General features: G+C 36.0%; 16 protein-coding genes. 13 read left to right on the top strand and 3 right to left on the bottom strand.

The annotated features are described in order from the left end of the window. Positions 1–149 precede the first annotated feature (149 nt). Positions 150–1,337, top strand: a complete 1,188-nt coding sequence (locus tag JCM15579_RS18820) for a site-specific integrase (protein ID WP_054722674.1) — start codon at positions 150–152, stop codon at positions 1,335–1,337. Between the two features lie 29 nt (positions 1,338–1,366). Here JCM15579_RS18820 and JCM15579_RS18815 read toward each other — a convergent pair whose 3' ends face one another. The 3 genes from JCM15579_RS18815 to JCM15579_RS20460 are packed head-to-tail and all read right to left on the bottom strand — an operon-like array spanning position 1,367 to position 4,217. Next, positions 1,367–2,077, bottom strand: coding sequence for a DUF2290 domain-containing protein (locus JCM15579_RS18815; protein WP_054722672.1), 711 nt, complete (start codon positions 2,075–2,077; stop codon positions 1,367–1,369). Continuing rightward, positions 2,077–3,318 (bottom strand): ATP-binding domain-containing protein, encoded by a 1,242-nt coding sequence (locus JCM15579_RS18810; protein WP_172677473.1) that lies wholly within the window; start codon positions 3,316–3,318, stop codon positions 2,077–2,079. Before JCM15579_RS18810 ends, JCM15579_RS18815 begins: the two co-directional genes overlap by 1 nt. Continuing rightward, positions 3,204–4,217 (bottom strand): DEAD/DEAH box helicase, encoded by a 1,014-nt coding sequence (locus JCM15579_RS20460; RefSeq protein ID WP_054722668.1) that lies wholly within the window; start codon positions 4,215–4,217, stop codon positions 3,204–3,206. Before JCM15579_RS20460 ends, JCM15579_RS18810 begins: the two co-directional genes overlap by 115 nt. A 299-nt stretch (positions 4,218–4,516) precedes the next feature. On the opposite strand from JCM15579_RS20460, the gene JCM15579_RS18800 reads away from it, so the two are divergent. From JCM15579_RS18800 to JCM15579_RS18750, 12 genes are all read left to right on the top strand, one after another. Continuing rightward, the gene (locus JCM15579_RS18800; protein ID WP_157471558.1) at positions 4,517–5,191 is read left to right on the top strand and encodes a hypothetical protein; all 675 of its coding nucleotides are present in this window, start codon (positions 4,517–4,519) and stop codon (positions 5,189–5,191) included. A 198-nt stretch (positions 5,192–5,389) separates the two neighbouring features. Continuing rightward, on the top strand, positions 5,390–5,965 hold the full coding sequence (locus JCM15579_RS18795; protein ID WP_054722664.1) for a hypothetical protein: 576 nt from the start codon (positions 5,390–5,392) through the stop codon (positions 5,963–5,965). 1 nt (position 5,966) lies between these two features. Beyond that, positions 5,967–8,060 carry a transglutaminase-like domain-containing protein gene (locus tag JCM15579_RS18790; RefSeq protein WP_054722662.1) on the top strand — a complete coding sequence of 698 codons (2,094 nt, stop codon included), beginning with the start codon at positions 5,967–5,969 and terminating at the stop codon, positions 8,058–8,060. Positions 8,061–8,080: 20 nt separating this feature from the next. Beyond that, a complete protein-coding gene (locus tag JCM15579_RS18785) occupies positions 8,081–8,569 on the top strand; it encodes a hypothetical protein (RefSeq protein ID WP_054722660.1) in 489 nt (162 codons plus the stop codon). Positions 8,570–8,636: 67 nt separating this feature from the next. Continuing rightward, a complete protein-coding gene (locus JCM15579_RS18780) occupies positions 8,637–9,236 on the top strand; it encodes a hypothetical protein (RefSeq protein WP_054722658.1) in 600 nt (199 codons plus the stop codon). Continuing rightward, entirely contained in the window at positions 9,236–9,562 is a 327-nt protein-coding gene (locus JCM15579_RS18775; RefSeq protein WP_054722656.1) for a hypothetical protein, read from the top strand. The genes JCM15579_RS18780 and JCM15579_RS18775 overlap by 1 nt, the downstream gene beginning before the upstream one ends. A gap of 7 nt (positions 9,563–9,569) precedes the next feature. After that, a complete protein-coding gene (locus JCM15579_RS18770) occupies positions 9,570–9,896 on the top strand; it encodes a hypothetical protein (protein WP_054722653.1) in 327 nt (108 codons plus the stop codon). Positions 9,897–9,900: 4 nt separating this feature from the next. Then, the gene (locus JCM15579_RS20350) at positions 9,901–10,077 is read left to right on the top strand and encodes a hypothetical protein (protein WP_157471557.1); all 177 of its coding nucleotides are present in this window, start codon (positions 9,901–9,903) and stop codon (positions 10,075–10,077) included. Beyond that, on the top strand, positions 10,071–10,601 hold the full coding sequence (locus tag JCM15579_RS18765; RefSeq protein ID WP_054722652.1) for a hypothetical protein: 531 nt from the start codon (positions 10,071–10,073) through the stop codon (positions 10,599–10,601). The genes JCM15579_RS20350 and JCM15579_RS18765 overlap by 7 nt, the downstream gene beginning before the upstream one ends. A gap of 2 nt (positions 10,602–10,603) precedes the next feature. Further along, positions 10,604–11,197: a glycoside hydrolase family 108 protein gene (locus tag JCM15579_RS18760; RefSeq protein ID WP_054722650.1), complete on the top strand. Its 594-nt coding sequence runs from the start codon at positions 10,604–10,606 to the stop codon at positions 11,195–11,197. Between the two features lie 16 nt (positions 11,198–11,213). Beyond that, positions 11,214–11,504: a hypothetical protein gene (locus tag JCM15579_RS18755; RefSeq protein WP_054722648.1), complete on the top strand. Its 291-nt coding sequence runs from the start codon at positions 11,214–11,216 to the stop codon at positions 11,502–11,504. Between the two features lie 87 nt (positions 11,505–11,591). Next, positions 11,592–11,840 (top strand): hypothetical protein, encoded by a 249-nt coding sequence (locus JCM15579_RS18750; protein WP_054722646.1) that lies wholly within the window; start codon positions 11,592–11,594, stop codon positions 11,838–11,840.

Raw genomic sequence — 11,840 nt, 5'->3', positions numbered from 1 at the left:
AATTTTTAAGCGATGATTTACAGTATTTTACATCTGTTTTTATCGCTTTTTTTGTACTTTATTCTTTCCAATATATTGCGGTTTAAGATGCTTTTTGTAGCTTTAAAAGTGTAAAAGATTGCAAAAAACTTGCAAAAAAATCATCTTAAATGGCTACTGCAAAACTGATATTAGATACCCGAAAAGCTAAGAAAGACGGCACTTACCCGATAAAGTTAGCAATTTCTCACAAATCTAAAACTTCTTATATACGTGCAAATTTTGCAATTCCTGAGAAATATTGGGACAATGGTCGCATAAAAAGAGGATGTCCAGACATTGAAAATATTAGAACTGCCAATAACAAACTAGCCTCTCTCCTACTCGATGCAGATGACTTTATTGAGGAGCTGGAAGAGCGAAGAAGGATTGACATTATGAGTGTGGCACAAGTTGCTGACTACATTAAAAACGGGGGAAAACAGCAACAATCTGCTGTAAATTTCCTGGAGTATATGGAAAAATACGTGCCTACAATAAAGAATAATAGTACCAAAGAAAAATACAACACTACACTTGTAAAACTAAAAGAGTACATGGGGACTGAATTACTTTTCTTTGATGATATCACAAAAGCCTGGCTAAATAGATACAAAGAATATCGACTTGAAAATTCCAGTGCAGCTACAACCAATATTGATCTTAGAAACATTCGTGCAATTTTCAATAGAGCTATCGATTTTGACGAGGTTATCGGACAAGAAATTTACCCATTCAGAAAATTTGAATTTGCCGAAAGCAAACCCCGAAATTTAAGACTGCCAATTGAAAAGATCAGACAAATTAGAGACTTTAAAACAGACAACAAATATATTGCATTAGCTCGTGATTTCTTCATGCTATCATTCTATTTAATTGGCATGAATAATTCTGACATATACGACATTGCTTTAATTACGGAAGGACGTATTGAGTACGATAGAAATAAGACACAAAAAAGCTACTCTGTAAAAGTAGAACCTGAAGCAATGGAAATTATCGAAACAAGAAAGGGAGAAAATTCACTTTTGATATACCAGGAACGATATGCAAATGCCAGAAATCTTACCAAGCAAATGAATAAGCACCTTAAAGAACTGGGCAAACACGAAACTATTAACATTCCTGATTTAATGATGTATCATGCCCGACACTCATGGGCAGGCATAGCAGCTAAAAAGCCTATCGGAGCAGGAAAACCATTAATTGCACAAGCATTAGGACATGGCAAAACAACGGTTACTGATACTTATTTTGACTATGATAATGAGTTGGTGGATGACTTAAATAGGAAGATTATAAATTTATTAAAATACTAGTAGAATTTGTATTTAGGCTATTCAAATCTTTATTTTAAATAAATATCTAATTTTTCCGATAAGCTCCAATCATGGTTCCCTAATACTTGCTCTCCATTACGAGCTAACGCTAAATACCTATTCACCTTACTACCTTTATTCTCCACCATTTCTTTCCATTGTCTATAATACACATGCTTTATCGTAAACAAAACAAATCTAAGTGGTGAAATAATCTTTTCAATTGGAATCCTTACATTAGTTATATGGCCAACATGCATATGAGAAATAGAATGAATCAGTGGCCTATAATTACCGTAATCAATATCATACCTAAACGTAGTATAATTTGAAATTAATTCTTGATCATTTAAGAACTGATCATATTCATCGGTCATTAACATTCCCAAATCTTCAATAGATTCATCCAATCCGCTCCTATCGATTTCGTTTTGCAAATATTCATTATAAGAAATGAACTCTACTGGGTTTTGATAAAATGAATATCTTATTTTTAACTGATCATTGAAACTACATTCAAATTGAAAATATGATTGATCTTCTAAAATAAAATCAAAATCATAATTCTCTAAACCAATCCTATAAGCCTGAAAATAGTTTTCTTTAATTGATGCACTTAAAAATTCTTCAGATACACCATCATTAGATATATTTTTGGTTCCCTTCATTCTAAACAATCCAAACTCTTTTAGAATTTCAGGTATTAAATCAAATGAAATTTTAAATTGAGCAGGAGTCATTATTTTTTAAAGAATTTTAGTTTCAACTGATCGACAATCTCATCTTTAGATACTCCAGTTTCCTTCACCAAATCCTCAGCAAGTCTCTCGATTTTATTTAATAACTTTTGAGTAGTATCAATCCCTTGCCTAATTGTGGTCACATCTTTTTCACTTGGCTGCGTGAAAACCAATTCAAAATTATTTTCTATCAATTTACTTACTTCGTCCATACAATAATCAACTGCAGCTCCAACGCCCGACATAGTAACCCAAGCAACACTTCGCGTCATAGCAGTAAATATTTTATTTCTTTCGGTAATATCATTCCTCTTACTAAAAACAGTATCAATACCAGCAATATATACCTTACCAGATTCATTACCTTTTGCATTATAAATAGTAGATAACGTCACATGATCTTTTACTTTATATATTTTATTATTAGAGGCTACATTCAGTAAATTAAAACAATTGATTTTGTTTTGCTCTAAACGATTCTGTATGTAATCAAAGTATTTTTTGACATTAATATTATCCATACAAACAACACTAATATCTTCTGGTCTTAATTCCTTTCCTAAATCTTCTAAAATAGAATCAACAATAAAATCCAATTCCTCTCTAAATTTTTCTGCTTTATAAATTCGTATGATTGAATTCGATTCTAGCAAAGAATTTTTTATACCTGAACTATTTTCTTCTTTTCGTTCAATTACCATTTTAGAACCATCAGATGAATCACCCTCCTTAACTTTAAATCCTAAACTTTCCCAATGTTCATTATTTTCAAGCCTCTGAATCATTTGATATCCACCATCTCTCAACTTATTATAGACTCCAAGACCAAGTGCAAATGCTGTAATTAATATTTTCCTTGGATTCCTGTAGCACTTGTGCAGTACCAGGTCTTGCAATTCATCTTCTTTTCTAGCGAAGTCAATATAATAATCGCCATTAACATCTTTACCAAATGTCTCTTTTTCATCCTGCATTTTTACATGCAAAATATTTTGGAAATCATCATAAGCCCAAATCACTCTATTTCTTCTTACAATTTGCCTACAGACTCTATAAAAGCTAGTTGGAAAATCTTGGGCTTCATCTATAAGACAATAGTCATATTGCTGCTGCAATTCATATTTATTCAACTCCTCACAAACATATCCAAAGGCACTACCACCAGTACTTCTTTTTGCTGTTCCATAATCAATTGCAGATAGTCCATTATGCTTACAAGTATTTGAATAAACTCCTTCCAAATATTTCCACCCCATGCATGCATAATTTGAATTTTAGACCAATTAGGATCTCTATCAGCAAACTGCCTATAAAACCTAGTAATCAAATTCTTTACGATATCATTTAAACTTTTAGTATTATATGTATATAACACAGTAGCTTCAGGATATTGCAAATGTATCAACGCTGCTTTCATGGCAAGTATAACAGTTTTTCCAGAACCTGCTAATCCTCTTATTCTTTGAGCTCCATCAATCACGAAAAGAGCAGCCCTCTTTTGCTCTAAGTCAAAATTATAAATTTCATTTTCAATTGCAGAAAGTATTGCTCCCATAGAGTTCTCAAAATCTTTCTCATTCTGAAGCTCTCTTTCTCGCTGTTTAGGAATTCCTTTCGATCCTTCAATAGTTGATTTAAGTTCCTTAAATTCAATCGGAGAAATAATATCCTCTGCAAATGATCCAGTAATTATATCCTCTAATTGTTTTATATTATCTATTATATCGAACTCCGAATCTACACTATACTCCCCATTAAAGTTATTAAGATAAACAATCGGAACTATTTCAATCTTCAAAGACCTTCTATTTTTCTGAAGACTTGGTAATTCCCTCATAACCTTAGCAAAGACAAGACGATCTATTTCACTGAGTTTACTTTCATAATCTTCAATTGAAATTCGTTCTCTATTCGAACATTCTATGGTTTGAAAAATAAAAACTCCATGATTTCTGGAAACAAAAATAACATTAGCAGAAATTGTTGAATCACTATCAACATTAGGGTATATAGGAAATTTGTGATAAACAGCTGCATCTTCAAATTTCAGTTTCTCATCAAGTTGATAAAGATATGTTAATAATGCTCTTGCTGCTGGCTCCTTTTTGACCAATGCTTCGTTTATGTTCTTTTCAATCATTTTGGCAAGTCAATTTTTCTAATGGATTTTAATTGTTCAAATTTGAAATTAATTTTTCATTTGAACTAAGATTTCTACATCTAATTTTAAAATGTTTAAAACTAATCAAGCAGCAACAAAGTTTCACCTCCAAGTTAATATGTAATTACAAATCACATTTGCTCGATCTTGAACCAAGATGCTAATTCCTGATATTCCATTTACCCATATTTTTATCCCTGTAACTGGATAACTCATTTAACCATCTAAAGATTAAACACATATTCAATCATCCAGATAACCACTTAGTACAAGAAATCATGAATTGTATAGTATGTAATGAACCAATTATTGGCAGAAGATCAGACAGCAAATATTGCTCAGTATCATGTCAAAACGAGGCCAGACAAAGAAGAATGGCCGAAAAATATTTTAATGAATTAAATGGAATATATCCAGAAAACGGGATAAGTTCCCAAAATCAACAACAAATGACAAATGCCTCTGAAGAATTAAGAGCCCTGGAAAGAGAGAATTTTAATACCATTTTAAACCTTAGAACGGAATACGAAGGTAAAATAAGGGTGCTGGAAGACACCAACTTAAGACAGAGTTTTAAAATTGAAAAACTTGAAGACAAGATTTCAGAATTAAAGGAAAATCACCTTAAAGAATTAGAGCAAGCTGAGAAAAGCACAACCAAGGACACCGTTACAGCCATAACACAAATGCCAGCGGTTCAAACTACATTGGGTATGCTTGCTAACAACCTAATGCCACAAAACCCTAGTTCACTGGGCAGTGTGGGAAATGAATTCAATATCCAGGAACGTCAAATCATTGATGCCATTCGCAGAATGCAACCTGATGCACAAGCCTATCTGGGACAGATGTTATACGTTCTATTCTCTAAAACTCATCAGGAACAAATGCAGATATTCACCACCTTACAAACATATCTTTCACAAGAACAACAGGAAGAAGAGGACATATAAACGCCCCCCAAACATGGATACAGGATAAAAGGAGCTTTTTAAAGGTTCCTTTTTTTATGCCTGATCGGGGATATCATTGTAGATTGTCAAACTACTTTTTCATTAAAAATGGCAGTCAGCAATTTGCATAGTCTTTCACTTTAATTCAGCTTCACTCAAACACATTGACTGTTAGCTTGATATCCTCATATTTGGGATATGAAAACAGGACACATCATACTTATTGGTAGCCTTGCAACAGCTTTCTACTTTAGGGATAAACTAGTTCCCTACCTTGGCAACAAGGCCAATCAGCTGGAAGATAAAATCAAGGAATATACCACAAATAAAATCGAGGTAAAACCCAAAGGTCTTCCCAGGATTAAAGTAGATTTTAAAAGAGGTGCTTTAAACCTGAACGGTGGTATGGAGCTAACCAGTAAAATTGGATTTACTGCCACTTTAAACACCTACCAGATTAACCTGATCCTGGAAAAAGGCGATCAAAAGATATTACTTGGAAAGACACCTTTGGAACAGCCTAACCAAAAGGTTACTGGCAATGCAAAAACCGAAATCAAGTATGTTTTTTCGGTAAAACTAGCTTCCATCATCCAGCTTTTAAAGGCAAAAGAGTTACAGGGGCACAACTTACGCATGTATGTGGATCACCTGAAAGTTAACGGCATTGATATGCCCAGCATCAAAATTGATATTAGCAGAACCTGGCAGGACATTGCCAAAACAATTAATAATCCTGCATCTGTTCTAACTGACATATTTAGCAAGTTATAAAATGGAAACCGTCTTAAAAACAACTAACAAAAACGGAGATGTAGTGTTCCGCACTGCTAATGGTCAGATTGTACATCAAGGGGTGAGAAAAATCAAACCTGGCTTTGAGTTCAATCATTTAATTGATACCAGTGATGTCAAATTCACAAGCACATTCACTGAAGGATCGGTAGATGATACAGTTTCCATCATGTGCGATATCATTAAAAAACACCATGAACAGGTAAAGGAGTTAGCCAAAAGCCTGAAACGTGATACCAGGTACAACACCCTAAAATCGATTTGGGATTTTGTCTTCAATCACATTCAGTACAAGAAAGATACTCCAGGAATTGAACAACTTAGCACTCCTGCAAGGATATGGCTAAACCGATCCACTCCAAACACGCCAAGTGATTGTGATGATCACTCTTTATTTGTTGGCTCTCTTCTTTACTGTCTTGGTATTCCTTTTTCCATTCGAATAGCTGGTTACGAGGGTAAGCCCTTTTCACACGTCTATGTTGTTGTTGGTGATGTCTGTATCGATACCGTCTTACACCGCTTCAACTGTGAAGCTGAATATACATCTAAAAAAGACAAACAAATGCAAATTGAAACATTGGCTGGGGTTGGAGCAGATCCCGAATTTGTTGACGGTCTTGGAGCATTGAACCAATTGCATGAAAGTGGCGAGAATTACGACACCATCATGCAAAGACTTCATGATTCTGAGCAGGTCAACGGAATTGGTGATTCAGAACTGGAGGAAGAGGAAAAAGCTCTTCTAATCCTGGGAGAAACCCAACTGAAAACCACACTTAAAGAATATGAGTTGGAACCTGAAAAGTACCATACCTTAGGTTTTGGTCATAAGTTCTGGTTACACATGAAAGCTGCTTTACAGGCTATTAGAGATGGAGAATCCCTGGATGGTATCATCATTAAACTGACAGATGGTTCCAAATGGGAAAGAGAAAACCTCTCTCCTCTTAATGGAATGGCTGGTGAAAATGGTGAAACCATTGGATTGCTATCTGCATTGGATGGATTTTTCAAAAAGTTCAGACGTAAAATCAAAAAGTTTGGTCGATATGCCAAAAAAACAGTTAAAAAGGCTGGAAAGTTCATTGCCAAAGGCTTTAAAAAGGTTGCCAAGTTCTTAATGAAAATCAACCCGATTAACATTGCCATTCGTGCTGTTTTACGTTCCCGAATCAAAAACAACAAGAAGGGATTGGCTCTTAAAATGGGTTATGGATTGCTTTCAGCTGCCCAGGCTAAGCAATTGGGAATTTCTACCAAAGATTACAATGCGGCCAAACGTGCTTATTCCAAATTTGCCAAGAAATACCGCTTTTTAGGTGGTAAGGAAAGTAAACTAAGAAGAGTCTTAGCAAGTGCCTGGCAAAAAGCAGCTCAGAAAGCAAGTCTTCCTTACATGAACCTGGCTGGAGATTTAGGCCAACTGGAAGGAAGAAGAAGGAGAAGACGCCGCCAAAGACGTAGAGCAAGTGCTCAAAAATTGGCACTATTGAAAAAGTCGAATACTCAATCTTCCAAACCTATGTCGAAATACGAAAAGGAAAGATTGGCTTTCTTGAAATTGGTTCATAAGGACATTGCCAAGCAAGAATTGGGAGTTGTAGCAACTACAACAGCAATTGGTAGTGCTGCCATTGCAAAGAAAGTAGCCATGATCCTGACTCCTATCTTCTCCATCTTGAAAGCTGTTGGTTTGGGTGACATGATCAAGAAAATGAAGGAAAAGAGAATCAGTAATCTGAGTGAAAGAATCAAAAATGAAACTGATCCTGCAAAAAGATTACTCCTGGAACAAAAGAAAAGCAGAGCTGAAAACAACCTGGTAATTTTTAATCGGGTACTCGATAAGAAAAAGCCAGATGTGAACTTGCCAGCAAAACCAAATTACAGTGTTCCGAGTTATCAGGCTTCAAATGATCATGGAACCTATCATACTGAGTCAGGTCAGTCAAATTCATTTCAACCTATAACTGCTAACAACACAAAACAAGCAGGAATGAACCCTTTAGCCATTGGAGCCTTGCTTTTAGTTGGTGGTGGTTTGTTGTGGGGAGCAAATAAGAAAAAGTAAATCAATCTAAAATTTAAGTAATGAGAAAAAACAACATTTCCGTAGTTGGTATGGAGTTAGCTAAAACCGTAGGTGGCGTAATGGCTGGACGATATGCGGTTGTTATGGGTAAAAAGGTTCTGAAAGTAGACCAGGAAGTTGACCCAAAGAAAAAGAAATTAAAAGAAGTGGGACTTGGTGTAGGCGTTGCAGCAATTGGTACTGTTGGAGCCTTAAAAGTTCCTGCTCAATACAAAAGCATTTGCGCTGGTATTGCCACAGCTGGAGCCTTATCTGCAATGACTCCTTTTGCCAAGGAAGATACTGGTTTTATCCCTGCTCTTCATGGTTCAATCGGTGCGGCTGAATTGGCTGAATACACAGAAGACGACATGAGTGATGAGCTGAATGCAGTAGGTAGCTACCAGGATATTCTTGATATGGAAGAGCAAGATGAAATCAATGCTTTGGAAGCTCTTTCAGATGGTGGTTATGAAGGTGGAAGCTACGAATTAAACGAGGTAAACTAGGCCACTTACCAGACAAGCCATAAATAAAAATAAATTTTTAGAAACATAGAGTAATAGTTTAAATAGCATGGAATTAGTTAAAGTTTTAGAAGAAAAAGCAAACGTAAGAGCGATTGCAAAAGCAAACAAGCAAATCACTTTTGATACTGACGGAGCTCAGATCGAGAAAGATGTTTTGTACTTCCGTAAATCACTGGCAGGGAAAACAGGAATTCAGCAATTAATGAAACCTCAGGACGTGGAAAAAGATGGTGTTCGTAACATCGATTCAGCACGTTTGACTGGTGGTGTTGCTTTCCTGGTAACTGGGATTTTGATCTCAACCGCAAATTGTGCGGCAAAATTGGCCAGCGAGGATGAAATCTCTGCACAGGAGTTCAATGTTGGTTCTGAAAATCCAACTCTTGCAAGCTTTTTCAACAATGAGTTATCAATCAAAGTAGCCAATAAAGAAAAAATGAAGGCCATTTTGCGTCACATGACTCCAGAGCAAGCTGGTGATGATAAAACAGTAGACATGGCTCATGAGGTTAGTCCTTTTATCATTGCTCCAAATCAAACCATTTTACCTGAACTAAACATCTTCAATGCTCCTTGTCCTGCTGACAAAGACATTGTTATTGAAGTTGCTTTTGTTGGGTACAAAATCACTGAAAACCACGCCTAATGAAAAGATTTGTTTATAACATCAATAAACAATCATCAGACCCAACAGCCACCTCTAATGAGGTGGTTAGTTTTGATGATTACGACCACTTGAAAGCAGTTTCATGGATCGGAGAAAACGGGGGCAATATTGACGTAGAAATCAAAACTCATGACGGTAAACTATCCATTGTTGAAAGTGTTCCCTTGGATTACTTCAAGATTGGATCGGGACGTGAGGAAATGATTTTGGAACAACCCATCTCAAACAATTCTATTCGAATTGCCACCTCATTTATTACAGGTGCAGAGGTAAAAGGTGCACTTGTGTTCACTTTGGAAAAATAAGTTACAAATGAGACTTTTTGAGAACATTCAATCAGTCGTTGAAGCTGGGCGACTTATCAAAGTAAGTGTTTCAGCTTCAAAGGCTTTGATCATTACCAACAAAACAAAATCAACTGCTATCCTTCACCCTAATGCTTCATCCAAAATCGGTTATCCTTTGGAAACAAAAGAGAGCCTGGAGATAGAAGACATTAAAGAGGAAGCAGATTTCTGGGTGTTTCTTGAAGATTCAGAAATTGCAGAAAAGGAAGGTTTATTTCTGATTTCTCAAACTGAAACAAGAGACTTTACAAGCCAGAACACAAACAACACAGTAGTAATTCAAAAAGGATAAAGACATGCCAACAAGCAAAGAGAAAAAGAAATTCAGTAAGGAGGAAAAAGCCGAGCTTTTAGAAAGCTTTGCAGTCCCTTTAAATGACAAGTCTTTACGAATCATTGAGTATTTCCAGAATTCAGGAAAAGACTTGAATAAATTACTTGCAAACGCTTACAAATACCGACACTTATGCTAGGAGTTTTACCTCAGGCCGCAGCAACCAAATTGGTAGTTTCGGAAGGAGCCAAAAAATATAAAAATCTTGATCCAGCTCAAAAGCAAATGGTCAACATAGGCGGTTTGCTGGTAATGGGATTGGCTCTTTATGCTGGTTATAAAATGTTTTCCAGAATGAATGGAATGATTGACTGGTTTACTGGAGCCAAAAGTGAGAAAGAGAGAAAAGAAGCTGAAAACAAAATTCAGAATCAAATCAATGATGAGATTTCAAAAGTAGGAGTCAAACCTACCATTGGAACTGCAACTGCCAAAAGTATTGCTCAATCCCTATTGGATGCTTTTGAATACATGGGGACTTATGAAGAGCAAGTGTACAGCAATCTGAGGGTACTAAAGAATAGTGCCGACTGGCTCCTGGTTGGTCGTGAATACGGAATGCCCAGGAAGAGAACTTTGGTAGCTGAACTGTACAATGAGCTTGACAACAAGGAAATGGCAATTGCAAGATCCATCTTATCTAAAATCGGGGTAACAATTTAATTATGGCAACATTTGAAACAAGCTATCACATTACAGAAATGATGGAAGGAGGATATTCAAATCATCCTCATGACAATGGGAAAGAAACTTATGCAGGAATTTCAAGAGTCGCATTCCCTAATTGGGAAGGTTGGAAGTTCATTGACAAGCAAGTAAAACCAATTAAAAGGAATACTTTCTTTTCTGCCCTGGCAATGCCTGTTCGCCATTTTTATCGTGCCAATTTTTGGGTACCGCTTCAATGCGGCTTAATGCCTCAGGTTGTGGCCAATCAGCTTTTTGATTATGCAGTAAACTCAGGCAAAAGCAGAGCAGTAAAGAGTTTGCAATCTGTTTTAAACAGCATGGGAGCTTTTCTAAAAGTAGATGGCATTGTAGGAGCAAAAACCCAGGGAGCTTTGAAACGTTTTGATGCCAATGAAGTTGCTGCAAAATTACTTTTGGAACGAGAGAGATTTATCAATCAGCTGGCTCAATCTCAACCTCAGTTTAAAAGAGGTTGGCTTAATCGCATTGCTTTTCTGAAAACTCATTTAGGTACAGTCGGAATTTCTTTTGGAGTAGTTGCTTTGCTTGGCTTGACGCTTTTTTTTTGACCAATAACAAAAGCAAATGACAACAAACGAAATCAAAGGATTCTTTTCTCCAGAACATGCTGTACTGGTCTTTCTGATCATGCTTTCTCTATACAGCAATTGGAGACTTCATGTATCGCAAACAGAGATTCAGGCAGATATCAAATTAATTACTTACAGACTGGACAATGGAGCAACAACAAACAAAAGGAAACTGGTTCAGACAGACTCTATCGGACAACAAAGGAGTCCCAAGTTTCAAAAGGCAAATTTCCCTTTTATTGGTTACGTCCATTATCACTGGAGTAATACTCAAAGTTCCGATTGAATACATCCAACAACTGGTTATTCTGACTTGTGCCTGTGTTGGATCTGTAGCAACGGAACAGTTCACCAAACACTAAATTTTAACATCATGCTTAAACGTAAAATAACCATACTATCAGCAATCCTTCTACTAACAACTGGCCTTGGTTTTGGAATGGCCATTGGCTACAAATACGGTAAAAATCAAATTCCTGCCCAGCAAACCAATATTGAAATCAAGGATATCAAAACTAAAAAGGGCGGTTCCATTGAAATTGACACAAAAACCGACCAGGATCAGGACAACAAAAAAGATGAATCCAAAAAGAAAGGATTCTTTCAAAACTTATTCAATTAA

It is taken from the genome of Marinifilum fragile JCM 15579 (assembly GCF_001310955.1).
Taxonomy (GTDB): domain Bacteria; phylum Bacteroidota; class Bacteroidia; order Bacteroidales; family Marinifilaceae; genus Marinifilum; species Marinifilum fragile.
Note: the sequence above shows the minus strand (reverse complement) of the source record. Positions and strands in the feature narration are given on the sequence as shown.

What these genes read in the sequence shown, in the direction of transcription:
- JCM15579_RS18820 (WP_054722674.1), top strand. Translation starts at nt 150, where the DNA reads ATGGCTACTGCAAAACTGATATTAGATACCCGAAAAGCTAAGAAAGAC.
- JCM15579_RS18815 (WP_054722672.1), bottom strand. Translation starts at nt 2,077, where the DNA reads ATGACTCCTGCTCAATTTAAAATTTCATTTGATTTAATACCTGAAATT.
- JCM15579_RS20460 (WP_054722668.1), bottom strand. Translation starts at nt 4,217, where the DNA reads ATGATTGAAAAGAACATAAACGAAGCATTGGTCAAAAAGGAGCCAGCA.
- JCM15579_RS18800 (WP_157471558.1), top strand. Translation starts at nt 4,517, where the DNA reads ATGAATTGTATAGTATGTAATGAACCAATTATTGGCAGAAGATCAGAC.
- JCM15579_RS18795 (WP_054722664.1), top strand. Translation starts at nt 5,390, where the DNA reads ATGAAAACAGGACACATCATACTTATTGGTAGCCTTGCAACAGCTTTC.
- JCM15579_RS18790 (WP_054722662.1), top strand. Translation starts at nt 5,967, where the DNA reads ATGGAAACCGTCTTAAAAACAACTAACAAAAACGGAGATGTAGTGTTC.
- JCM15579_RS18785 (WP_054722660.1), top strand. Translation starts at nt 8,081, where the DNA reads ATGAGAAAAAACAACATTTCCGTAGTTGGTATGGAGTTAGCTAAAACC.
- JCM15579_RS18780 (WP_054722658.1), top strand. Translation starts at nt 8,637, where the DNA reads ATGGAATTAGTTAAAGTTTTAGAAGAAAAAGCAAACGTAAGAGCGATT.
- JCM15579_RS18775 (WP_054722656.1), top strand. Translation starts at nt 9,236, where the DNA reads ATGAAAAGATTTGTTTATAACATCAATAAACAATCATCAGACCCAACA.
- JCM15579_RS18770 (WP_054722653.1), top strand. Translation starts at nt 9,570, where the DNA reads ATGAGACTTTTTGAGAACATTCAATCAGTCGTTGAAGCTGGGCGACTT.
- JCM15579_RS20350 (WP_157471557.1), top strand. Translation starts at nt 9,901, where the DNA reads ATGCCAACAAGCAAAGAGAAAAAGAAATTCAGTAAGGAGGAAAAAGCC.
- JCM15579_RS18765 (WP_054722652.1), top strand. Translation starts at nt 10,071, where the DNA reads ATGCTAGGAGTTTTACCTCAGGCCGCAGCAACCAAATTGGTAGTTTCG.
- JCM15579_RS18760 (WP_054722650.1), top strand. Translation starts at nt 10,604, where the DNA reads ATGGCAACATTTGAAACAAGCTATCACATTACAGAAATGATGGAAGGA.
- JCM15579_RS18755 (WP_054722648.1), top strand. Translation starts at nt 11,214, where the DNA reads ATGACAACAAACGAAATCAAAGGATTCTTTTCTCCAGAACATGCTGTA.
- JCM15579_RS18750 (WP_054722646.1), top strand. Translation starts at nt 11,592, where the DNA reads ATGCTTAAACGTAAAATAACCATACTATCAGCAATCCTTCTACTAACA.